Source organism: Streptomyces sp. NPDC046215 (genome assembly GCF_040646215.1).
Taxonomy (GTDB): domain Bacteria; phylum Actinomycetota; class Actinomycetes; order Streptomycetales; family Streptomycetaceae; genus Streptomyces; species Streptomyces stramineus.
This window is the reverse complement of the sequence record NZ_JBEYZW010000004.1, coordinates 1-20,204: the sequence shown is the minus strand read 5'-3', so window position 1 is coordinate 20,204 and position 20,204 is coordinate 1. Positions and strand designations below refer to the sequence as shown.

The window sequence follows — 20,204 nt, the reverse complement described above, 5'->3', positions numbered from 1 at the left end:
CGACCGGCCGCATGAAGCGGTCCCCCGACCACGAGGACGAAATCCTCGACGTCCAGCGGCACCAGGATCCCGGCAGGAACCAGCTGACCCCGGTGGTGAAACTGCCCCCGAACGTCGCCCTGGCCGTGGTCGACGCCCTCACCGGCCTGGTCCGGGCGGCGCACCGCACGGAGAAGGCAAGCCCGACCCCGGCCGGCGCGCTCAAACAGGCGCAGGAATTCGAAGAAGGTGACGTCTTCCTGCTGGAGCCCCCCTTCGAGGGCTTCTTCGCCGACCGCTACCTGATGGACTTCTACGACACCACCGCACGCGACATATGTTCGCGCATGCACCTGCACACCGGCCTGCGGTTCGTCCGCATGATGACGGGCCCGGACACCACGATCCGGGTCTCCAGCCTGTCACCCATCACGGTGCGCCCCGCGGCGGGAGGCTGGACCGACCCGCTGCGCACGTTCACCGACGCGCTGCCCGGCACCCCCACCGGGGCACACCGGGACCGGCACAACGTGATCGTGCCGCCGAACTCCTGGGTGGACATGCAGATTCCGCGCGGAGTGTCCCACCAATTCAACGCGGTAGGACCGCACGCGGTGATCGACTCGGTACACCCGGAGGAATCCATCGAGACGCTGCGCGAGGGAATGTCGGGGTACCGGATGATGGCGCAGACCATCTTCCTCGCCAAGGACAAGAGCCCGGCCACCACCTGCGCCGACGTCGATGAATCCCCGCCGGCCGGATCGACCGGCTCTACGCCGCCGCCTGATGTCCCGCTCAGCCGATGACGCAGGTGGTGCCGGATGCCGGGTTCAGCAGACTGACGATGATATTGAACGACCTGCCGCACCGGTTCATCGGGATATCGAGGGGTACCTGGAGCACGTTGGCGGAGACGGCGCCGGGGGAACGCGCGAAGACTCCCTGGGCACCGCCGTCAGCGGCGGCGGTTCCCAGCAGCACGACCACGATCGCCACCCCCGCGCACATCGTCAGTCCGGCGACGAACGCCTCCTCGGCGACCGGAGCGTTCCACCCGAGCGTTCCAGGCTGCCTTCCTCTCCGCTGGCCAGAGCTCACTTTCGCGTTCCAGCGTCCCGAAGTACCGGGATTTCATGGCGGCTGGGACACATGACCCACCAGGATCGGGTGGTCCAAGCGCCGCATCCGACGATCCGGCGCGCACGGGAGATTCGGGGCGTGCCGGGTGGCGGCACCGACGTGAAGGAGCACTTTTCTTGACCACTCACCTTCGACGCGGCGCCGGCCTTCGGCCGTTACTGGCGCTGATAGCGGCACTGTGCGGGATCGTCGGCGCCGCCGCGCTCGGTCCGACCCCGGCGGCAGCAGCCGATCAGCGTCAGGCGATCTACGCCATCGCGCACCGGGTCAACACCCTGGACGGCGTGGACGCCGCGCTCAGCCACGGCGCCAACGCCATCGAGATCGACGTCTGTGCCTGGTGGAACCCCAACGAATGGCGCGCCTGGCACGACTGTTCCTCGGCCGGTGACAACCGGCGGGGCCCCAGCTTCGACAGCATGATCGACCGCATCGTCTCCCACGCCGGCGCGGGGCGCCGGCTGGGGCTGGTCTGGCTGGACATCAAGGACCCGAACTACTGCGGAGAAGCGCCGAACCGCACGTGCAGCGTCGCGGGACTGCGCGACAAGGCGCAGAGGCTGACGGCCGCCGGGATCCAGGTGCTCTACGGCTTCTACGAGTACCACGGCGGCAGCACCCCGGACGTCGGCGGCCGGGGCTGGAAGAGCCTGGAGGGCAAGCTCGGCAAACTGGAGGGCATCACCACGACGGGGACCCGCGATCAGGTCCGGAGCGCCTTCGACCGGTCCGGTTCCGGATTCCCGGCCGGCCGCCGGGTGATGGACTACGGCGACACCAACCTCCCCAACGGATTCGGCAACTGCACGGAAGCCGACCGCAACACCTGCGCCGAACTGAAGAAGGGCGCCGCGGACCGTGCCGCCGGGCGACTCGCGGCCACACTGTCCTGGACAGCGACCTACAACGATCCCTGGTACGTCGACAAGCTGCTGGGCGACGCACGGGTGGACGGCATCATCGCGGGCTACGGCAACTTCACCGGAGAGCACGAGTACGACAACGGCTGGCAGTGCGCCAACGCCATCAACCTCGTCCGTGACTGGGTGAACCGCCACAGCACCACCCACCGCATGGCCACGAGCGCAGACCGCATGTTCACGTAACGGACGTCGGGCCAGGACCGCAACCGGTCAGTGCCCCTGGGCCCCTCGGAGCCGTCGGCCGGAACCCGGCCGACGGCTCTGTGTCCGAGGGGGCTGACTCATGTCCCTCAGCCCGGCTCACCCAGGAGAGCCAAAAAATACCGGCGGCGATGCCGAGAACCCGTGGCCGGCTCCGTCCCCGCCGTGAACGCGGCCAGAATGGCCGCACAGTACCGAGGAGGAACACGATGGCCAAGTACCTGCTGCTCAAGCACTACCGCGGCGCTCCGGCTGCGGTCAACGACGTGCCCATGGACCAGTGGACACCGGAGGAGATCTCGGCCCACATGCAGTACATGAGCGACTTCGCGGACCGGCTCGAAAAGACCGGCGAATTCGTCGACGGTCAGGCGCTCGCCCCCGAGGGCACATTCGTCCGGTACGACGGCGAGGGACGCCCGCCGGTCACCGCCGGGCCGTTCGCCGAAAGCAAAGACCTCATCGCCGGCTGGATGGTGATCGACGTCGACAGCTACGAGCGCGCCGTCGAACTGGCCGGAGAGCTGTCGGCCGCCCCTGGAGCGGGCGGGAAGCCGATCCACGAGTGGCTCGAGCTGCGCCCGTTCCTGACCGCGCCGCCCACCGGCACGGAGTGACCTCACCGATGACCGAGGCCCTGTTCCGAAGCCTCGCGCCGAGCGTACTTGCCATCCTCGTCCGGGCGGTCCGGCGCACCGCCCGGACCGCACCCGACGGCAGCCCGGCGACGCTCGACGCCCGGGCCGGATGGCCATGACTGGACGCCTGTCTGGTACGTCCGCAACTGCTGACCGTCGCCCCCTGCCGCCTCGCCGGCGCGGCGTGCGGCACCTGCCGGGCACCGGCCGACCAGGCCTAGCGCTATCCTGGATTCTTTTTGCGGGGAGGCATGGGGCCCATGGAATTCCGGTTGCTCGGATCGGTGTCAGTCGTCACCGAGGACGGCGATCTGCCGCTCGGCCCCGTCAAACGGCGCAGTCTGCTGGCCGCCCTGCTGCTGCGCCCCAACGGCCCGGTCATGGTCGAACAACTGACAGCCGCGCTGTGGGACCAGGAGCCGCCGCCGCGCGCCCGCGGTGTCATCCAGGGCCATGTGTCGCGGCTGCGGACCTTGCTGACCAGTGCCGACGCCGGGGCGTACGGCATCGAGCTGCTCACCCAGGGCACGGCGTACGTCCTGCGCGTGCCGAAGACCCGGCTGGACGCGCACCGCTTCGAGCACCTGGTGGCTCAGGCGCGCGAGCGGCGCGACCCGGCCGAGGCCGTGACGATGTACCGGGAGGCACTGTCGCTGTGGCAGGGACCCGCCCTGGCCGACGTCTGTCCGAGCCCACCGCTCCAGGCCGCCGCGCAGGCCCTGGAAGAGCTCCGGCTGGCCACGGTCGAGCAGCTGGCCGCGGGCTACGCGCGATTGGGCGAGCACGCACGGGCCGCCACCGTCCTGCGCACCGAGGCGGTCGCCCACCCGCTGCGCGAATCGCTGTCCGCCGCCCTCGTGACAGCACTGCATCGGGCGAACCGCCGGTCGGACGCGCTCGACTGGTTCCACCGCACCCGGCGCCTGCTCGCCGACGAGCTGGGGATCGACCCGGGCCGCGAGCTGTCGGACGCCTACGCGATGGCCCTGCGTGAGGAGGCCGACGAAGCGCCGACGCAGACAGCGACCCGCACCCGGGCCGCCACGGTGCACGCAGCGCCCCTCCCGCCCACCACGCCGGCCACCTTCCCTGCCGACGCGGCTGACCTGCTGCCGCGGGCACCGCGCGGCTTCCACGGGCGGACGCAGGAGCTCGCCGCCCTGTGCCGGGCCGCCGAGAACGAGGCGCCCGTCTGCCTGGTCACCGGCCCGGCAGGGGTCGGGAAGACCGCGCTGGTGCTCCAGTGGGCCCACCGCTATCGCGCCGATTTTCCCGGCGGCCGGCTCTACGCCGACCTGCGCGGCTTCGGTGACACCGGCGAGGCGACCCTCGCCGAGGTACTGCGCGAGTTCCTGCTGGCCCTGGGTGTCGCGCCGAGCCGGATGCCGGAGTCCGCGAGCGGCGCGGCCGCGCTGTTCAGAACGCTCACCGCCGACCGGGAGCTCCTCGTCATACTGGACAACGCGCGCGACTCCGAGCAGGTCAGACCGCTCCTGCCGGGCGGTCCCCGCTGCGTCACCGTCGTGACCAGCCGCTACCGGCTGCCGGGGCTGATCGTCACCGACGCCGCCCGGACCCTTCCCATGGACGTCCTCACGCCCGAGGACGGCACGGCACTCCTCGCCGAGGTGCTCGGCAAGGAACGGGTGCTCGCGGAGCCGGCGGCCGCGCGACGGCTGGCCGAGCTGTGCGGCGGGCTGCCCCTCGCGCTGCGGGTGGCGGCCGCCAGACTGGCGGACCGGCCGGACTGGGCGCTGAGCGCGATGAACGCCGAAATGGTCGACGCGACCCGCAGGCTGGGACTGCTGGACGTCGAGGACACCGGCGTACGCGCGGCCCTGCGACTGACCGTGCGGCAGCTCCCGGAGCACGTCGCCCGTCACTTCGCCTGTCTCGGCCGCCACCCCGGAACACACTTCGACCGGTACGCGACGGCGGCCCTGACCCGGACGGATCCGGCCACCGCGGAGGCGACGCTGGAACAACTGGCCGCTTCGCACCTCGTCACGGAAACCGCGCCGGGACGCTGGACACTGCACGATCTCGTACGCCTCTACGCGCGCACTCTGGAGTCCCGGCCCGATGCCCTCACGCGCGTGCTCGACCACTACCTCGCCACCGCCCTCGCGGCGGCAACCGTGGCCGAACCCGGCAACGAGTCGTGCGTCCCGCTGCCCCCGGACTTCCTCGCCCCCACGGCCGTGAGGACCTTCACGGACCGGGACGACGCCATGGCCTGGTACTCGACCGAGCGGGACGACCTCATGCAGGCGGCCGCGGCCGCGCACGCGGCCGGGCTGCACAGCAGGACCTGGCGGATCGTCATGCTGCTGTGGCCGCTCATGGCGCGCTGGGTACTGGACGGCTGGACCCCCCTCCTGGAAATGGCGCTCGAGGCGGCGCGGGCCGACGCCGACCCGGCCGCCGAGTCGCGGGTGCGGGCCCTGCTGGGCTGGGTACTGACCGAGGAGGGACGCAGCGACGAGGCGCTGACGTGTGTCAAGGCCGCCCCCGCGCTCTCCGCCCACGCGGGCGACCTGCGCGGCGAGGCATCCGCCCTGGTTGTCCTGTCCTGGGCCCAGGCCGCGCTGGGAGACCTGGACGAGGCGGCGGAGGGCTGCGCACGGGCGGTGGAACTGGCCCGCAAGGCCGACGACCGGTACACCGAACGACTGGCCCTGTACCACCTCGCCCGGTACCGGCTGGACACCGGACAGTGGCAGGCGGCGCTCGACACGGCCACCGCGGCCCTCGCCTTCGAGGACCTCCCCGGCACCGTGGTCGCCTCCCGCGTGCTGCTGCTCACCACGACGGGAGAGGCGCTCCTGGGGCTCGGGGACGAACCCGAGGGCATCCGGCGGCTCGGCATGGCGGCGCGAGAGGCCGAGATCTCCGGCTACGACGACGGGGCGGTGCGGGCGCTCGGCGTGCTGCTGCGGGTATCGGCGGACGCGGGACTCCAGGCCCGGTACGACGCGGCGGTCGCGCGGCTCACGACACGGACGTAAGCCGTCGTTACCAGCGGCCGGCCTCCGCGGTCAGCGCCCACGACGTATCGCGAGAGGCGGCGCAGGTGGAGTCCCCGCGGGCACTGGGCGTCCGCCCGCTGTCCGATACGGACTCCGCAACGGTGGTCAGCGCACGGCGGGCAGACGAACGCCGGCGATGCGGCCGAACCCGTCGAAGTCGACCTCGGCGGTGTTGCCACCGGGGAGCCGGGCGACGACCTGCTCCCCGTCCTCCTGCCACGCTACGCCGTGGTGGTCGAAGAACCCCGTCACCGCGAGGCGGGCGGAGTGGCCGATGAGGGAGGCGCCCGTCATCAGCACCCTCGGCAGCGCGAAGGGATCCAGGCCGGGCCGGGGGATCTGCGGGTCGTCGGGCAGGAAGTAGACCTGCGTCGTGGGGCCCGCGGGCCGGCCGATGTAGCCCGGGGCACCGGCAACACCCATTCCGGCGAAGGCCAGGGTCTCGGCGGCACGCCGCGGGTCGGCGAAGCCGGAGAGGTCGAGCACCTCAGCGGTGAGCTCGGCGATACCGTGCGCCTTCCCGAAGCGTTCGACCTCCTCGGCCAGGGCCGCGGCCGGGGTGCCCCGCAGACTCGGATTCGCCCAGGCCCACATCCACGACTGCTCCTGAACGTCGAACGTACCGAGCACGGCGATCCGCAGCTCCAGGCCGCCTTGCTGGTAGAGACACCTGGACAGGTCCGCAGTCCACGGGCCCTGGGGCAGGAAATCGGTCAGAACCTGGAGCTGCTCGCCACCCCACGCCGTGTGTCGCTCCGCCTCGTTCAAGAACGCGTCACTAAAATTGTTCACAGCCTGGACCCTATCGGGCTTGAATCCATGGCCTGGCCCCACCTTTGGCCCACCTTTGCCCCTCATGTGCCCCCTCATTCCGCCCGTCGACCTGGACGGTCACCCGCTTCCTCCCCGGCCTCTGTTGCCCACAGTCCCTGGCGGGGTGCTGGGCTCGCTCCCACGGCGGCGGTGGCCGGCCGCGGCCCCGCTGCGGCAGCTCGCCGAGCGACGGCAACACGCCCGATACATCCGGACCGGAAGAGAGCAGCCCATGAAGATCCGCCTGACCAGTGTCTTCGTCGACGACCAGGCCCAGGCCGAGCGCTTCTACACCGAGATCCTCGGCTTCGTGAAGAAGCACGATGTCCCGGTGGGCGAGAAGGACCGGTGGTTGACCGTCGTCTCGCCCGACGAGCCCGGCGGTACGGAGCTCCTCCTGGAGCCTGCCGGTCACCCGGCGGCCAGGGCCTACCGTGAGGCGCTCATCCGGGACGGTATCCCGCTGGCCCAGTTCGCTGTCGACGACGTGCGGGCGGAGTACGCGCGCCTGTGCGGCCTCGGAGTCCGCTTCACCCAGGAGCCGCTGGAGACGGGTGCCGTCACCACCGCCGTCTTCGACGACACCTGCGGCAACCTGATCCAGATCGCGACCCAGCCGCAGTAACCGGGCCGGCCGCATGCAGGGCGCATCCCGGCACCGTAGTGACGTGAGGGGCCGTCATGGAGATACCAGCCGGATGATTCCCCGCGCCGCGTGGACGAGGTCGGCGTTGCTCTCGGCCGGCGTGCCGTCGGGTAGCCGGAGCACATCCTCCAGGCCAATCCGCGTGTCCAGCCGGCGTGAGGCCGCCAGTTGCAGGACGGGCCAGGCGGCGTCGTCTTCGCCGTGCAGGAGAATCGGCGAGGTCGCACCGGGACGGAGTTCGTCGAGCAGGTCGGCCGCGGCACGGACCGCGGTCTGCGGGCTGGTGTCGGTGATCTCGGCCAGGACGCGCAGGACGCGGTCGGCATGTGGCCAGCTGAGGAAGCGCCGTGCTGCGGGAGTTCCGGAGTAGATGCCGGCCTCGATGCCGACACCGCGGTCCAGCAGGGCGGTGGCGACTTCGGTGGCGCCGTCCTCGTGCCAGTTCACGGAGGCGTGATCCGGCAGCACGGTCCAGGACCGGACCTGGGCCGCGCGGGCTCCGGGGTCCGGTGCGGCCCAGGCGCCGGTGGTGACGCCGACGGGGATGCCCGGGACGGCGGCCCGTACGGCTTCGAGGGCCGCGGCGACGGCTGTGGAGTCCAGCGTGTCCGCGCCGTCGCGGTCCTTGGGATGGAGATGGACGTCCTGGGCACCGGCGGCGACGGCTGCGCGGGCTGCCGTCGCCATCTCGTGCGGGGTTATCGGGAGATGAGCGCATGCGACGCGGCTCCGGGAGCCGTTCAGACAGACTTGCAGCATGAAGTGATCTTCTCAGGCGGCTCTGACACCCGCCGCCTACCGCGCGGGCGAGCCGGTCCTCACGGTGCTGGAGCGCTTCGGCGGTGTCGACCAAGCGGCAAGTACGGCCGCGCCGGGTGGCCAGGGCGGCCAGCCCCGTATATGTCGCCGGGTGGTAGCCGAGGAGCACCTGCTGACCGAAGGTCGCTCCCGTGTGCTGTTTCCTCCGCCTTGCCCAGCGCTGAACCTGGTGCTTGTGTACTCAGTGGTTCACGCCCCTGACCTGCTCCTGTAGCTGAAGGGGCGTCAGCCGCGGCGGCGGTGTGTGGTGCGGGCAGCACGATCCGATCAGGCTTGCTCGTTTTCGTTATCGACCTTTCCGCGGAAGGAAACACACGACATGAACGTCCCGGCCCGTATCACCGTATGTCCAGAGCGCCAGATGCTCGAATACATGCTCGACCGCAATCGGGCCGAACTGATCGACACGGTGCGTGGCCTCTCTGAAACGGAGGCCCGCCGCCGTCTCGTCCCCTCCATGACCACGTCGATCGGTCTGATCAAGCACGCCGCGTTCGCAGAAAGGAAGTGGTTCCAGCACATCCTGGGAGGTTTGCCGGAATCCGCATGTGACGGTGCGATGGTGGGCGAAGCCAGTTTTGACATCAGCGACGACGAAACGGTCGCCGACGTGATCGCCGAATTCGAGCGCGCCAGCAGCCGCGCACGAGCGATCGCCGCGGGCATCGACCTCGACGCCACCCGAGAGCACCCCGCTTGCGGCACGGTCAGCCTGCGATGGATCTACTTGCTCATGATCCAGGAATTCGCCCGCCACGCCGGCCACAGCGACATCCTGCGTGAGCAGACCGAAGCCACCCGCCGGAGTTGAGCGATTCCGTCAGCGCCCGCCTCAGCAGTTTCCCGACGGGCGTCGCCGGACGCGGACTGAACCGGAAGGCGGCGCACTCGTACCGTCCCGAACCGGCTCCTCGAAGGCGGGCCGGCGTGCTGCCGACACTCGGGTTCGCCGCCAAGGGCGCGCCCTACGCTTCAGCGCGCCGGAGAGAGGCGGGCGTACGCCCGATGAGGTCCCGCGCAGTGCGGGTGAAATGGGCCTGGTCGGCGAAGCCCGCGGTGGCCGCGGCAAGGGCAGCAGTCGACTCCGGCAGCTCGGCGATCGCGGTGGCGAGCCGGCCCCATCGGCGCAAGCGGATCAGCGCGATGCCCACGTCCTGGCGGACCAGGGCGCGCAGCCGCGGGGCCGACAGGCCGACCTCGTCGGCGATGGCGGTGATGGGCAGGTCCGGATCGCGCAACGTGCACAGGTGGACGGCGTGAGCGACTCTCGGATCGAGCGGGGCCGGGGGGCCGGCGAGTGCCCGCAGCTCGGTGTATCCGGCGGTCAGGTCCACACCGGTGCCGGGGCCGTCGGAATCGGTGGTGCCGAGCGCGGCGAGCAGGCGGCGGACCTCGCCGGCATCGAGCCGGATCGGCCCCGGGCAGGGAGGCAGCAGCCAGGAGTCGATGAACAGGGCGATGTAGGGCGAGCTCGCCGCACAGCTGTGGGCCAGCTGGGGCGGAACGATCAGCCCGGGCGCCGCCACCATGGGCCGGCCCGGCTGGAGGAGCTGCGCGTGACCGCCGATCGGCAGCACGGCCTTCCACGCGGGCAGCCGGTGCAGGGCGACACGGAACGGGCGGGATTCGGCGAACATCGTCCCCTCGGTGCTGCAGGCGAAGACGGTGCGTCGATCGTTTTCTTCAAGTGCCCAGGCACGCGGTGAGTGGATCATCGTGCCATGTACGCTATCGCTGCCGCCGGGTTGGCGGCGTTCCTGGTCGTCACGGGGGTCATGCACTTCCTGGCCCCCGGCTACTTCCGCACGCTGATTCCCGCATGGCTGCGCCGGGAGCGGCTCCTGGTGGCCGCTAGTGGGGCGGCGGAGGTCGTGGTGGGTGTGCTGGTGCTGGTTCCGTGCAGCAGATCGGCCGGGGGCTGGGCCGCTGCCGTCCTGATCACCTGTTACCAGGTGTCCCACCTGGACGCGCTGCGCCGCGCGCGGCCCAACCGGCCCCGGCTGCTGGAGCGGCCGGTCGGAGCGGTGGCCCGGCCGGTGGTGAACGTCCTGTACATCGCCTGGGCGGTTGCCGTGGCCCGATCCGCGGCCTGACCCCGCTGCGCGGCGGCCGATTGTCCGAGGCGGCACCGAAGGCCGCCCGTAGTCACAGAGGAAGTCATGCCATGAGTCATCGCCTCGTTGTCATAGGTGCCGGTTACGCCGGCCTGCTGGCGGCCAAGCGCCTCGCCCGCAAGCTGAGCCGCAGCGATGCCACCGTCACGCTGGTCAATGCCTCGGACCGGTTCGTGGAACGGGTCCGCCTCCATCAGGTGGCCGCCGGACAGCCATTGGCGGCACCGTCGTTGCGTCAACAGCTCAGCGGGACATCGGTCCGGCTGGTCGTCGGACGCGTGACCGCGATCGACACCGCTCGCCGGACCGTGTGCACTGATGCCGCGCCCGGTGCGCTCGGCTACGACACCCTGGTGTACGCGGTGGGCAGCCAGGCGCGCTTCGACGATGTTCCCGGGGCGGCCGAGCACGCCGACGCTGTCGCCGACCTCGAACAGGCGACACGGTTGCGGCACCGGGTCGCCGAGATCGCGTCCGGCGGCACTGTCGCGGTGGTCGGCGGAGGGCTGACCGGGCTGGAAACCGCCGCGGAGCTGGCCGCCAGTCACCCCGGGCTACGAGTGAGGCTGTTCACCGGGGCCGATGACGTCGGGTGCGGGCTCGCGCCCCGAGCCCGCACCCACCTGCGGCGCGCTCTGGACCGGCTGGACGTTTCGGTGCACCCCGGGACCGTCATCGCGACGGTGCGGGAGGACGGCTTGGACACGCGCGACGGCACGTCGTTCGCCGCTGACGCCGTGGTGTGGACCACGGGGTTCCGCGCGCCGGAGCTGGCCCGCGCCGCGGGCTTCGCCACGGACGAGAGCGGGCGGATGCTCGTCGACGCCACCCTGCGCTCCATCTCGCACCCTGAGGTGTACGCCATCGGCGACGCGGCCGCGGGGGTGTCGGCGGGCGGGGCACCGAGCCGCATGTCCTGCCAGACGGCGCTGCCCATGGGCCGGGGCGTGGCCGAGGTCATCGCGGCCCGGCTGGCGGGCCGCGAGCCCGCGCCCGTTCGGATCCCTTACGCCTTCACCAACATCAGCCTTGGCCGGCGTGACGGTATCGTCCAGTTCACCCATGCCGACGACCGCCCGCGCAGGTTCGTCCTCACGGGACGCGCCGCGGCGGCCTTCAAGGAGGCTGTCATACGCAGCACGGTACGTTCCGGGCCGCGCCGTGAGTCAGGCAGTGACGAGTCGGATTCCTGAGCCGGCCCGCCTGCCGCTGAGATCCCGTAACCTCACGAGGTCCGCTCACGAACACGTGCCCAGGCCGTGTGGTGAAAGGTCGCCGTTCCTCGTGAGGGTCTTCATGCGGGGCGGAGAGGTCTGAGTGCATCTCGCGAGTCGCGTGAGTCCCGCGGTACCCGGCGGTCGTACTGTCGACCCGATACCGAGGAGGGCTTCTGATGCGCAGGGTGACCTATTCGATGGGCATCTCGCTCGACGGCTACATCGTCGGGCCGGACGGTGACTTCGGCTGGTCGGCGCCCGACGAGGAGGACTTTCGCTTCGTCACCGACGAGCTACGAGGCACCGGTGTCCATCTGTTGGGACGACGGCTGTACGAGACGATGCTGTACTGGGAGACCGCCGACCAGGATCCATCGCTCGACGACTCCATGCTCGAATGGGCCGCCCTCTGGAAGTCGCTGCCCAAGGTGGTGTTCTCCACCACGCTGTCAGCGGTGCAGGGCAATGCCCGCCTGGCCTCCGGCGGGCCCGCGGAGGAGATCGAGCGGTTGCGGGCCGAGCCGGGGGAGGGCGACATCGCGATCGGCGGCGCGGCTCTCGCCGCCGAGGCGGCCGCGTCGGGGCTGATCGACGAGTACCGGGTCAGGGTCTACCCGGTGCTGGTCGGCGGCGGTATTCCGTTCTTTCCCCGGCACGAGCGCCGAGTGGATCTCGAACTCGTGGAGACCCGCACCTTCAGCTCAAGAGTCGTCTACCTCCGCTACCGGGTTGCGCGCTAGGTGACGCGGAATTCACGTCCGCAGGAGAAGCACCGTCACGGCTTCAGGCGCGGGGGCGCAACGGCCCCATGCGATAGAGAACCTCGTCATGGTCGCCGCCCGGAAGCTCCTCCGCCCGGAACAGCAGCTCGGTGTGCATGCGGGCGTCGTATTTCCTGGCGACCATATGCAGCAGCATGGTGATCGCCTTGTTCTGCTCGGAGACACTGGTTTCCACATACGTGGCCCCCGCGGCCAGCTGGAGATCGATCGCGTTCACGAGGAGGTCGATCCCGAGGCCCGAAATGCCGTTGTCGGGCCTGACCGCCGCCTGCCAGATGAAGAACGTTTCCGGTTCGCCGGGTCGGCGGTAGCCGGTTATGAAGCCCACGATGTCGTCACCCACGGTGGCCACCAACGACGTCTCGGCGAAGTCCCGGAACCAGAGCGTGTAGTGATAGGAGCTGTTGTCGTCCAGCATCGGCTCGTTCAGGACCATCTGCCAGACGGCGACGGCGTCCTCCGGGGTAGGAGTGCGGTAGCGGACGGCGGTGCTGGTTTTCTCCGAGAGCGAGCCGGTCATGGTTCTTCCCTTCGCGTCAGGCGCAAAAAGCGTCAGTCGGTGGTGGCCAGGGCCGGCAGTGACCGCACGGCCGGATCGGTGATCCGGTGCGTGCTGGCGATCGCGGCGACATGCCCTTCCACGGACACATCCAGCAGGTGGACCGGAGACACGGGCCAGTCCTCGGCGGGTTTCCCCTGGGGCTGGGCCAGATCTCCCCGCACCCCGATACGGTCCAGCCGGGCCGCCAGGCCGTGTCCCGTGAGTTTGACGGCGGCCTCTTTCCTCGACCAGAGCCTGGTGAAGGCTCCCGGCAGTTCATGAGCGGGCAGTCGGGCCAGCGCCGCGCGTTCGTCCGGTGTCGCGGTGCGCGCGATGAGCCTCTCCGGGACACCGGGGTTCATCACCGTGTCGAGGTCGACGCCCACGAGCCCCTGCGCCACGACCCCGATCAGGACCCGGCGGCAGGTGTGCGCGACCGAGTAGTCGTACCCGGCTCCGACGACGCGAGGACGGCCATGGCCGGCACCGCAGCGGTCACACGTACGCGCGATGCGCACCAGGCGGGCGGGCACGCCGGTGTACCAGCGGGCGACCAAACGCTGCGCCGCGCGTGAGGTGACGAACAGATTCCGCCGCCCGCCCCCGGGAATCGCCCCGGCGCGGGCCCCCTCTTCGGGCGCCAGCAGCACTTCCCAGTCGGGTCGTGTGCGCACGGGCACCGACCAGAGGTGGCACTGGCCGGCGGCGGGCAGCATGCCGACGGCAGACAGTTTCGCTCCCTTCCCGGACGGCTCGGAGAGTGTCGCCCGCGGCCCCGGCCGCCGGGGCCGCGGGCGACACCAGCCGGGTCAGACTTCGTATTCGGTTCCCACACCGTCGAAGCGGAGACGGTCTTGAATGAAGACTTCCTCGCCGTTCTTGTCATAGCCGGTCAGGAGGCCGGCTTCCATGAGGCGGATGACGATCTGGGAGCTGAGCTCCTGCTGGCCGGCATCGCTCAGTTCGCGGATCAGCTCCTTATAGCCGACCTCCTCTTTGAGGAGGCGGCTGAAGATCTGCCGGTGCTTTTCCTCCAAGGGCCACTTGATCATGTCGCGGCCCTCCTCATTGGCGAGGACCTGCTTGGGCTCCAGGCTGAACGTCTCGGGGTCGACCTTGTAGTACGGCTTGAGCGTCACCTCCTCGCCGTTCCACTGCAAGCGCTTGATGCGGTTGAGCCGCTTGGTCAGCTGGCTGATCCACTGCACGCGGGCGGGATTGAGCTCTTTGTCGGTGAAATCGTCGCTCAGTTCCGTGCGCTGGTGGCGTCCGATGCTCATCATGGTCGTCGCGCGGTCACGGAAGTCCGTCACCGACCAGGTGCCGTCCTTGCTGGAGGCGGCCAGGCGCTCGAACCAGCGCTTGCGGTTCAGACGCCCGTCGTCGGATTCGCTGATCCGCCGCCTGACCCAGAACTCGGACTCCGGTTCGGTGAAGGAGGCCAGGGTGTAGAAGGAGGCGAGGAACTCGTGGTACTGCTCATACGTCTCACGATAGGCGCGGTTGTACCAGGCATGGACCTCGTCGGCTTCCTCCTCCTGCTGGGTGATCCGGTCGATCGCGGCGGCCGCGGAGACGGCCGACTGCGTGGCCAGGTGCACGCCCTGGGAGAACAGCGGGTCGGTGAAGCAGGCCGAGTCGCCCGAGAGAAAGTAGCGGCCGCCGGAGTACACCTCGGAGTCGTACGACCAGTCGTGGACCACCCGGACCTCGTCGACCATCTCGGCGTCACCGAGGATCTCCTTGGCCCGGACGGCCTTGGCGAGGGTCTCCCGGTAGAAGCGGTCGGGGCCCGCCTTCTTCACCTCGCTCGACTTCGAGCGGTCGACGACCAGTCCGACGCTGTAGAGGTCGCCCTTGAGCGGAATCATCCACACCCAGCCGTCTTCGAAGGTGATGGAATAGGTCGTCCCCTTGAGGTCACCCTCGAAAGGGTCGGGGAGGCGGAAGTACGACCAGATGGCGAAGCTCTTGTAGAACTCGTCGTAGCGCCGCACTTTGAGCTGCCGGGCCAGGGGGCCGTTGGCGCCGCCGGCATCGATCACGAAGTCGAAGTCCACCCGCTCCGCGTCATCGCCTTGGCCCACGGTGAGCGACACCTTGCCGGGGTCGGATATGTCGACCTGCGACACCGGCGTGTTCTCGTGCACCCCGATGCCGCGTTCCTTGACCTCGTCGAGGAGGAGCTTGTCGAATTCCTCGCGCCTGACCTGGATGGCATGGTCGAAGACCCACGGTGAGGTCTGCGGGGTGGCGAAGGAGAAGGTCCACGGAGCCTCGTCCTGTCCCCACAGGAAGGTGGCCGAGGGCTTCTTGACGAAACCCGCGGCATCGATCTTCTCCTGCAGGCCGAGCCGGTGGAAGATCGACAGCGAACCGGGGAGGAAGGACTCTCCGACCCGGTAGCGGGGGAAGCTGTCGCGCTCGTAGACGACCGGTTCGTGGCCGAGCTTGTGCAGCGTGAGGGCGGCGGTGCAGCCGGCGGGTCCGGCCCCGATGACGGCGACGGTCGATCGGTTCATGGGCGTCTCCTTTACGACGGCGTGGACTTGATGGATTTGACGCGGCTCGGAGAGAGGTAGGAGAAGCCGCTCGCGGCGTTCTCGAACATGGTGATCCCGGCCTGGAAGCGGCATGCGTCGCCGATGGAGACTTCCGGGGCGACAGTGCAGCCGAGGCCGAAGAAGTTCCCGTCCCCGATCTCCACGCTGTTACCGCAGTGGAAGTTCGGGGCGAAGAAGTTGCCCGACCCGACCCGGGAGTGGTGCCCGAATGTGCACCGGTAATTGACGACGTTGTAGCTTCCGAGAACGGTATGCACGCCGACGTAGTTGTCCGGTCCGATGACATTGCCCCTGCCCGCGACCGCGGCGGGATCGACGCGGGAGGAAGGGTGGATGATGTTGACTGCCTCCCACCCCCGAGGGGTGATGACCCCTTCGATCAACTCACGCCGCAGTTCCATGTCGGATACGGCGAGGAGCACCTTCGTCCCCTCGTCCGGCTCGGATGCGGCGAGCTTCGACCACTTCCCGTCCGGCGCGTGGACCTCCTCACCCTCGACAGCGAGGTAGTGCCCGATGCCGAAACCGCAGTCCTCGGCATAGCGCGCCACTTCCCCTGCGAACTTGCCCGCCCCTATGACGACCAGGTCGGTCACTGCTGGATCCTCTTCTTCTTGAACCGGGCCGAGACGGGTATCTCGTCGATCACAGTGACCTTGGCGGGTATCTTGAACGGCTCGACCTTGCCGTCGAGAAACTCGCGGACGTGCCGGCGGACTTCGGCCCTGCTCATGTCCCCGCCGGGTTTGACGTCGACGTGCACAGCCTGTCCTGTGATCGAGTTCGGCTTCCCGTAGACGGTGCAGTAGGCGATGTGGGGACTGCCCATGAGGATCGACTCGAGTTCGAGCGGGAGGACCTTCTCGCCGCCGACGTTGATGATCTCCTTCGCGCGGCCCTTGACTTTGATGTAACCGTCCGCGTTCTCCTCCACGAGGTCGCCCGTGCGGAACCAGCCGTCCTCGGTGACGGCCTCGTCGGAGTAGTTGAGATAGCCCATGAACTGTGTCTTGGTGCGCAACTGGAGCTCCCCGCCCACGACCCGGTACTCGACGCCCTCATCGGAGATCTTGAAATACGTGCTGGACGACGACTCGCTCTGCGTGGTCGAGATGCCTGTCTCGCTGGTCCCGAAGGTCTGGAGGAGACGGGCGCGCGGGAAGGCTGCGTGGACGCGCTTGAGCAGTTCCTCCGGCATGGGCTCGGTCCCGTAGGTGATCAGTCGCAGGCTGGAGAGGTCGAACTTCTCGTGAAAGTCACCGATGAGGATGAGGTTGAGGAACGTCGGGCTGGTCGGAAGCAGACGGATGCCGTACCGCTCGACCAGCGAGCAGATTTCCTCCGGCGTGCGTTTCGCCGGCACGACGGCGGTTGCCGCGCTGCGCACGACACCCAGCAGCGAGTTGATTCCCCCGATGTGGTCGGCCAGGAGGAACAGCAGGATGTGCGGAGGCTTCTTGCCCACGCGCTCACTCGTGCCGACCTTCTCCTCCACCAGGGCATCGAAATTGTGCAGAACCGCCTTCGGCGCTCCCGTCGACCCGCTGGACAGGAGGACGAGCCCGGCCGAACCGGAGTCGATCAGCCCTCCATAGAGCTCTGCGGCCTCACCGGGAGGCGAGTCGAACGGTTCGACCGCGACGTCTCCGTCCACCTCCACGAGGTGTCGGGGGCGGCACGCCTCGCGGACGGCCGTCAGGGTCGTCTCGGTGAATGCCACGACGGGCACCGTCACGGCCTTGCGGCGGTAGAGGGCGAAGAGCGCGGCGATGTGGGAGAACGAGAAGTCCCCTCTGAGGACAACGGCGTCGTGCGCCTTCACTCCCGCCTCGTCCAGCAACGTCTCGATGCGCCGGATCTCCCCGGCCAGTTCGGCGTACGTTCGGCTCGATCCCTCATGGACGACGGCAGTGCGGTCTCCCCACCGCTCCAGCCTGCCGATCAGGGTGTCCCTCATTGGACTCCTCCCAGGTACAGCGTCTCGCCGGTGACGAAGTCGGACCGGTCCGTGGTCAGGAATTCGACCGGTCCGACGATGTCCTCCATTTCGCACATCCGCCCGATCGTCTGCCGCCCGACGACGGCGTCGAGGGTTTCCGGCGCGAGAGTTCGGGTGAGGACGGTACGGACCGGCGGCAGGCCGATCCCGTTGACGCGTATGCCGAACCCGGCCAGTTCCTTGCTCATGACACGGGTCAGCTGCTCGACGGCACTCTTGCTCGCCGAGTAGACGAGCTGGCCGTCCAGTGCCCACGGCACGGCGACCGTCGAGACGTTGAGGATCGCCGCGGCCTTCCGCGGGCTCTTCTGCAGCAGCTTGGCGGCCTCTCGGCAACAGTTCAGCACCGCGAAGAAGTTGAGGTCGAATATGTCGCGGGCCGTCTTCTCCGGTGTCATCATGAAATGGTTCATGACCGAGGTCCCGGCATTATTGACCAACGTGTCCAGATGCCCGAACTCGCGGCGGGCCGCGCGGAACATGGACCGCGCCTGTGCGGCGTCGGTCAGATCGACCTCGTGGTGGTGGTATTCGGGGTGGTGAATGCTCGAGGGCCGCCGACTGCACCCGACCACGGTGTCCCCGCGTTCGAGGAAGTGCTCGGCCAGAGCCTTTCCTATACCGGTCCTGGTTCCGGTGACCAGGGTGATCATCAGAGCTGCCCGTGCCCGGTCACGCCGGCTCGGAGACGGCGACGCCGGCTTCGACGAGCTCCGCCTCGATGAACTCAATGAGCCGGCTGACCCTGCTGAACGGGCTCACCCTCTGGGACACGGCTTTCTCCGAGGTCAGCGAGATCTCCTCGTCGTACGCGTCCTCAACGGCCTCCTCCACCTGGGTCAGGAAGTTGACCAGTTGCATGGAGTCGAAGACTCCGTTGTCCCCGTACAGGGTGAGGGAGGGCAGTTCCGCGGTGGGGATCTTCTCGTCCCTCCGCTCGTTGACCTCTTCTACGACATCCGTGATGAGTGTGAGAAGTCGGTCGTTCATGGTCGGAGTACCTCCCGAGGTGTGAGGGGGTGTGCTGCCGGGCGGGCTGTGTTCGGTGGGGCTCCCCCGCGAAAGGGGCAAGCTGTCATGGCCCTGACATGAATGCTGCCTGAGCAGTGCCGTTCATCCTCCGGGGCTGCGGCACGAGCGCTTTTGCGGAGTGAGAATCCGCCGCACGCGTCCGGTCACTCAGACGGTGCTGAGGCGAACTTCCGGGGTGCGGTCACGAATATGCCGCATGGCGTTCGCACCCGTCAAAGAATTCGAGAAGGTGTCGAGTCAGGGAAGTGTGCTCCATTCCCTGTGCTCGGCCTCCCGGATCTCCTCCTCGGCCGTTCGCTCGACGCGCGATACCGCCATCCGCAGGATCGGTGGTGCCATCAGGGACGTGACCACCGCGACGAGCACCACGATGGTGTACGCCGCCACGCTGAGAATGCCGAGCCGCAGCCCCACCATACCCACGACGATCTCGATGACTCCCCGCGCGTTGAGGCCGGCCCCCAGGGCCAGTGCCTCCCACCGTTTCAGCCCGCTCAGGCTCGCGCCGGCCCAGGCGCCGAGAAACTTACCGACGACGGCGACCAGGAGCATACCGAGCCCGGCCAGGGCGACGCTTGCGTCGATCAGCGCGCCGAGGTCCATGCGAAGGCCCGCGGTGGCGAAGAAGACCGGCGCCAATATGGACAGCGCGATAGTGCGCAGCGGAGCCAGTTTCGCCGGTTCGACCTTCCCTTCGCGCCCGATGAGAATGCCGCCGAGGAAGGCGCCCAGGATCGGCTCCAGATGCAAGGCGTGGGTGGCGGCCGCCGCGAGGAGGATCAGCGCGACCGCTGTAGCGGCTGCCACGCCCGGCTCCGAGCTCTTGCTCACCAGCCGAAAGGCGTGCCGGACCAGCCACCGTCCGACGGTCAGCGCCGCGAAGGCCACGAGGGCTACCGAAGCGAGTGCTTTCAAGACCGGCGCACCGCTCATGCCGGTGACAGCGACCGACGAGACGACGGACAGCATGAACCAGCCGAAGACGTCGTCGATCACCCCTGCGGTCAGGGTGAGTTGTCCGATATTGCGGTGGAGCAGTCGCATCTCCATCAATGTCTTGGCGATGACCGGGATCGCGCTCACGCACATCGCGACACCGAGGAACAGGGCGAAGACGCCCCGGTCCGTGCCGTCCGGGACCAGTGCGGCCGGCAGCAGGAACGCCGCTCCGATGCCGAGGCCGAGCGGGACGATCAGGCCGCCGCCGCTGACCAGCACGGCCGTCCTGCCGCGTCGGCGGACCAGGTCCAGATCCAGGTGCATGCCCGTGACACCGACGAGCAGCAGCACGCCGAGCTGGGCGACGGCGTCCAGGAGGTGCATCTGTTCCTGACTGCCGGGAAAGAGCCAGCCGGACAGGCCGGGGGCCAGGTGCAGGAGCACGGAAGGGCCGAGAACGACACCCACGAGGAGCTCACCGACGACGGCGGGTAGACCTGAACGGGCGGCGAGTCTGCCGAAGGACAGTGCCAGCACCAACAGCAGCGCCACCTGGAGCAGAAAGATCAGCAGTTCATGAGCGGCGAGCGGCGTGACCGTCGTCGGCGCGGACGAAAGAAGCACGTTTTCCCCATTCGGATGGGCCCAACGATCGCGAACGTGATCGGAGAACAGGTTTGCAGAATCCGTCACGGCAAAGGAAGTTCGCGCATTCGAGCGTAGGTCAGCCGGCAGAGGGGGCTTCACGAGCTCATGCGGGACACCGGGCAGGGGAGTGCGGGCGGAGACCAGGGACTCGATCTCGGCGAGGATGTCGCCGGGGCG

The 20,204-nt window shown here is 69.1% G+C and carries 20 protein-coding genes and 1 pseudogene; 9 read left to right on the top strand and 12 right to left on the bottom strand.

The features are described from left to right. Positions 1-11: 11 nt before the first annotated feature. Entirely contained in the window at positions 12-788 is a 777-nt protein-coding gene (locus tag ABZ951_RS02660) for a hypothetical protein (RefSeq protein WP_344083544.1), read from the top strand. Here the strand turns inward: ABZ951_RS02660 and ABZ951_RS02655 are convergent. Next, positions 778-978: a chaplin gene (locus tag ABZ951_RS02655; RefSeq protein ID WP_344083547.1), complete on the bottom strand. Its 201-nt coding sequence runs from the start codon at positions 976-978 to the stop codon at positions 778-780. The genes ABZ951_RS02660 and ABZ951_RS02655 overlap by 11 nt on opposite strands. A 260-nt stretch (positions 979-1,238) precedes the next feature. Between ABZ951_RS02655 and ABZ951_RS02650 the strand changes: the two genes are divergently transcribed. The 3 genes from ABZ951_RS02650 to ABZ951_RS02640 all read left to right on the top strand — a co-directional run bounded on the left by ABZ951_RS02650 (position 1,239) and on the right by ABZ951_RS02640 (position 5,892). Continuing rightward, positions 1,239-2,228 (top strand): phospholipase, encoded by a 990-nt coding sequence (locus ABZ951_RS02650; protein WP_344083550.1) that lies wholly within the window; start codon positions 1,239-1,241, stop codon positions 2,226-2,228. Positions 2,229-2,455: 227 nt separating this feature from the next. Then, positions 2,456-2,863: a YciI family protein gene (locus ABZ951_RS02645; protein WP_344083553.1), complete on the top strand. Its 408-nt coding sequence runs from the start codon at positions 2,456-2,458 to the stop codon at positions 2,861-2,863. 281 nt (positions 2,864-3,144) lie between these two features. After that, positions 3,145-5,892, top strand: a complete 2,748-nt coding sequence (locus ABZ951_RS02640; RefSeq protein WP_344083556.1) for an AfsR/SARP family transcriptional regulator — start codon at positions 3,145-3,147, stop codon at positions 5,890-5,892. 126 nt (positions 5,893-6,018) lie between these two features. Here the strand turns inward: ABZ951_RS02640 and ABZ951_RS02635 are convergent, their stop codons facing one another. Further along, complete coding sequence (locus tag ABZ951_RS02635; RefSeq protein ID WP_344083559.1) at positions 6,019-6,705, bottom strand: DUF6882 domain-containing protein; 687 nt, start codon at positions 6,703-6,705, stop codon at positions 6,019-6,021. Positions 6,706-6,958: 253 nt separating this feature from the next. Between ABZ951_RS02635 and ABZ951_RS02630 the strand changes: the two genes are divergently transcribed. Beyond that, a complete protein-coding gene (locus ABZ951_RS02630) occupies positions 6,959-7,351 on the top strand; it encodes a VOC family protein (protein WP_344083562.1) in 393 nt (130 codons plus the stop codon). A gap of 54 nt (positions 7,352-7,405) precedes the next feature. Here the strand turns inward: ABZ951_RS02630 and ABZ951_RS02625 are convergent, their stop codons facing one another. Then, positions 7,406-8,131 carry a 3-keto-5-aminohexanoate cleavage protein gene (locus ABZ951_RS02625; protein WP_344083566.1) on the bottom strand — a complete coding sequence of 242 codons (726 nt, stop codon included), beginning with the start codon at positions 8,129-8,131 and terminating at the stop codon, positions 7,406-7,408. 379 nt (positions 8,132-8,510) lie between these two features. Here ABZ951_RS02625 and ABZ951_RS02620 point away from each other — a divergent pair, with 379 nt between their 5' ends. Continuing rightward, positions 8,511-9,002: a DinB family protein gene (locus ABZ951_RS02620; RefSeq protein WP_344083569.1), complete on the top strand. Its 492-nt coding sequence runs from the start codon at positions 8,511-8,513 to the stop codon at positions 9,000-9,002. Between the two features lie 154 nt (positions 9,003-9,156). On the opposite strand, the gene ABZ951_RS02615 is transcribed toward ABZ951_RS02620, so the two are convergent. Continuing rightward, positions 9,157-9,828, bottom strand: a complete 672-nt coding sequence (locus ABZ951_RS02615) for a helix-turn-helix domain-containing protein (protein ID WP_344083572.1) — start codon at positions 9,826-9,828, stop codon at positions 9,157-9,159. An 84-nt stretch (positions 9,829-9,912) separates the two neighbouring features. On the opposite strand from ABZ951_RS02615, the gene ABZ951_RS02610 reads away from it, so the two are divergent. From ABZ951_RS02610 to ABZ951_RS02600, 3 genes are all read left to right on the top strand, one after another. Further along, positions 9,913-10,284: a MauE/DoxX family redox-associated membrane protein gene (locus ABZ951_RS02610; protein ID WP_344083575.1), complete on the top strand. Its 372-nt coding sequence runs from the start codon at positions 9,913-9,915 to the stop codon at positions 10,282-10,284. 71 nt (positions 10,285-10,355) lie between these two features. Continuing rightward, positions 10,356-11,498 (top strand): FAD-dependent oxidoreductase, encoded by a 1,143-nt coding sequence (locus tag ABZ951_RS02605; RefSeq protein ID WP_344083578.1) that lies wholly within the window; start codon positions 10,356-10,358, stop codon positions 11,496-11,498. 200 nt (positions 11,499-11,698) lie between these two features. After that, entirely contained in the window at positions 11,699-12,262 is a 564-nt protein-coding gene (locus tag ABZ951_RS02600) for a dihydrofolate reductase family protein (protein WP_344083581.1), read from the top strand. A gap of 43 nt (positions 12,263-12,305) precedes the next feature. Here the strand turns inward: ABZ951_RS02600 and ectA are convergent, their stop codons facing one another. The 8 genes and pseudogenes from ectA to ABZ951_RS02560 all read right to left on the bottom strand — a co-directional run. Further along, a complete protein-coding gene (gene ectA / locus ABZ951_RS02595) occupies positions 12,306-12,824 on the bottom strand; it encodes a diaminobutyrate acetyltransferase (protein ID WP_344083584.1) in 519 nt (172 codons plus the stop codon). A 32-nt stretch (positions 12,825-12,856) separates the two neighbouring features. Further along, positions 12,857-13,561, bottom strand: a complete 705-nt coding sequence (locus ABZ951_RS02590; protein ID WP_344083587.1) for a 4'-phosphopantetheinyl transferase superfamily protein — start codon at positions 13,559-13,561, stop codon at positions 12,857-12,859. Between the two features lie 93 nt (positions 13,562-13,654). Further along, a pseudogene (cmlS, locus tag ABZ951_RS02585) lies at positions 13,655-15,376 on the bottom strand (chloramphenicol-biosynthetic FADH2-dependent halogenase CmlS); the annotation flags it as partial. Positions 15,377-15,378: 2 nt separating this feature from the next. Continuing rightward, positions 15,379-16,005 (bottom strand): hypothetical protein, encoded by a 627-nt coding sequence (locus tag ABZ951_RS02580; RefSeq protein WP_344083590.1) that lies wholly within the window; start codon positions 16,003-16,005, stop codon positions 15,379-15,381. Then, complete coding sequence (locus tag ABZ951_RS02575) at positions 16,002-17,366, bottom strand: long-chain fatty acid--CoA ligase (RefSeq protein WP_344083593.1); 1,365 nt, start codon at positions 17,364-17,366, stop codon at positions 16,002-16,004. The genes ABZ951_RS02580 and ABZ951_RS02575 overlap by 4 nt, the downstream gene beginning before the upstream one ends. After that, positions 17,363-18,061, bottom strand: a complete 699-nt coding sequence (locus ABZ951_RS02570) for an SDR family oxidoreductase (protein ID WP_344083596.1) — start codon at positions 18,059-18,061, stop codon at positions 17,363-17,365. The genes ABZ951_RS02575 and ABZ951_RS02570 overlap by 4 nt, the downstream gene beginning before the upstream one ends. A gap of 19 nt (positions 18,062-18,080) precedes the next feature. Further along, positions 18,081-18,398 (bottom strand): hypothetical protein, encoded by a 318-nt coding sequence (locus tag ABZ951_RS02565; RefSeq protein ID WP_344083600.1) that lies wholly within the window; start codon positions 18,396-18,398, stop codon positions 18,081-18,083. Between the two features lie 279 nt (positions 18,399-18,677). Next, a partial coding sequence (locus ABZ951_RS02560) for a cation:proton antiporter (RefSeq protein ID WP_361278628.1) occupies positions 18,678-20,204 on the bottom strand: 1,527 nt, incomplete at its 5' end.

Excerpts from the sequence above, each read along its gene's own strand:
- ABZ951_RS02590 (WP_344083587.1), bottom strand. The coding sequence starts at position 13,561 with ATGCTGCCCGCCGCCGGCCAGTGCCACCTCTGGTCGGTGCCCGTGCGC.
- ABZ951_RS02630 (WP_344083562.1), top strand. The coding sequence starts at position 6,959 with ATGAAGATCCGCCTGACCAGTGTCTTCGTCGACGACCAGGCCCAGGCC.
- ABZ951_RS02615 (WP_344083572.1), bottom strand. The coding sequence starts at position 9,828 with ATGTTCGCCGAATCCCGCCCGTTCCGTGTCGCCCTGCACCGGCTGCCC.
- ABZ951_RS02610 (WP_344083575.1), top strand. The coding sequence starts at position 9,913 with ATGTACGCTATCGCTGCCGCCGGGTTGGCGGCGTTCCTGGTCGTCACG.
- ectA (WP_344083584.1), bottom strand. The coding sequence starts at position 12,824 with ATGACCGGCTCGCTCTCGGAGAAAACCAGCACCGCCGTCCGCTACCGC.
- ABZ951_RS02570 (WP_344083596.1), bottom strand. The coding sequence starts at position 18,061 with ATGATCACCCTGGTCACCGGAACCAGGACCGGTATAGGAAAGGCTCTG.
- ABZ951_RS02645 (WP_344083553.1), top strand. The coding sequence starts at position 2,456 with ATGGCCAAGTACCTGCTGCTCAAGCACTACCGCGGCGCTCCGGCTGCG.
- ABZ951_RS02625 (WP_344083566.1), bottom strand. The coding sequence starts at position 8,131 with ATGCTGCAAGTCTGTCTGAACGGCTCCCGGAGCCGCGTCGCATGCGCT.
- ABZ951_RS02575 (WP_344083593.1), bottom strand. The coding sequence starts at position 17,366 with ATGAGGGACACCCTGATCGGCAGGCTGGAGCGGTGGGGAGACCGCACT.
- ABZ951_RS02620 (WP_344083569.1), top strand. The coding sequence starts at position 8,511 with ATGAACGTCCCGGCCCGTATCACCGTATGTCCAGAGCGCCAGATGCTC.
- ABZ951_RS02565 (WP_344083600.1), bottom strand. The coding sequence starts at position 18,398 with ATGAACGACCGACTTCTCACACTCATCACGGATGTCGTAGAAGAGGTC.
- ABZ951_RS02640 (WP_344083556.1), top strand. The coding sequence starts at position 3,145 with ATGGAATTCCGGTTGCTCGGATCGGTGTCAGTCGTCACCGAGGACGGC.
- ABZ951_RS02660 (WP_344083544.1), top strand. The coding sequence starts at position 12 with ATGAAGCGGTCCCCCGACCACGAGGACGAAATCCTCGACGTCCAGCGG.
- ABZ951_RS02605 (WP_344083578.1), top strand. The coding sequence starts at position 10,356 with ATGAGTCATCGCCTCGTTGTCATAGGTGCCGGTTACGCCGGCCTGCTG.
- ABZ951_RS02600 (WP_344083581.1), top strand. The coding sequence starts at position 11,699 with ATGCGCAGGGTGACCTATTCGATGGGCATCTCGCTCGACGGCTACATC.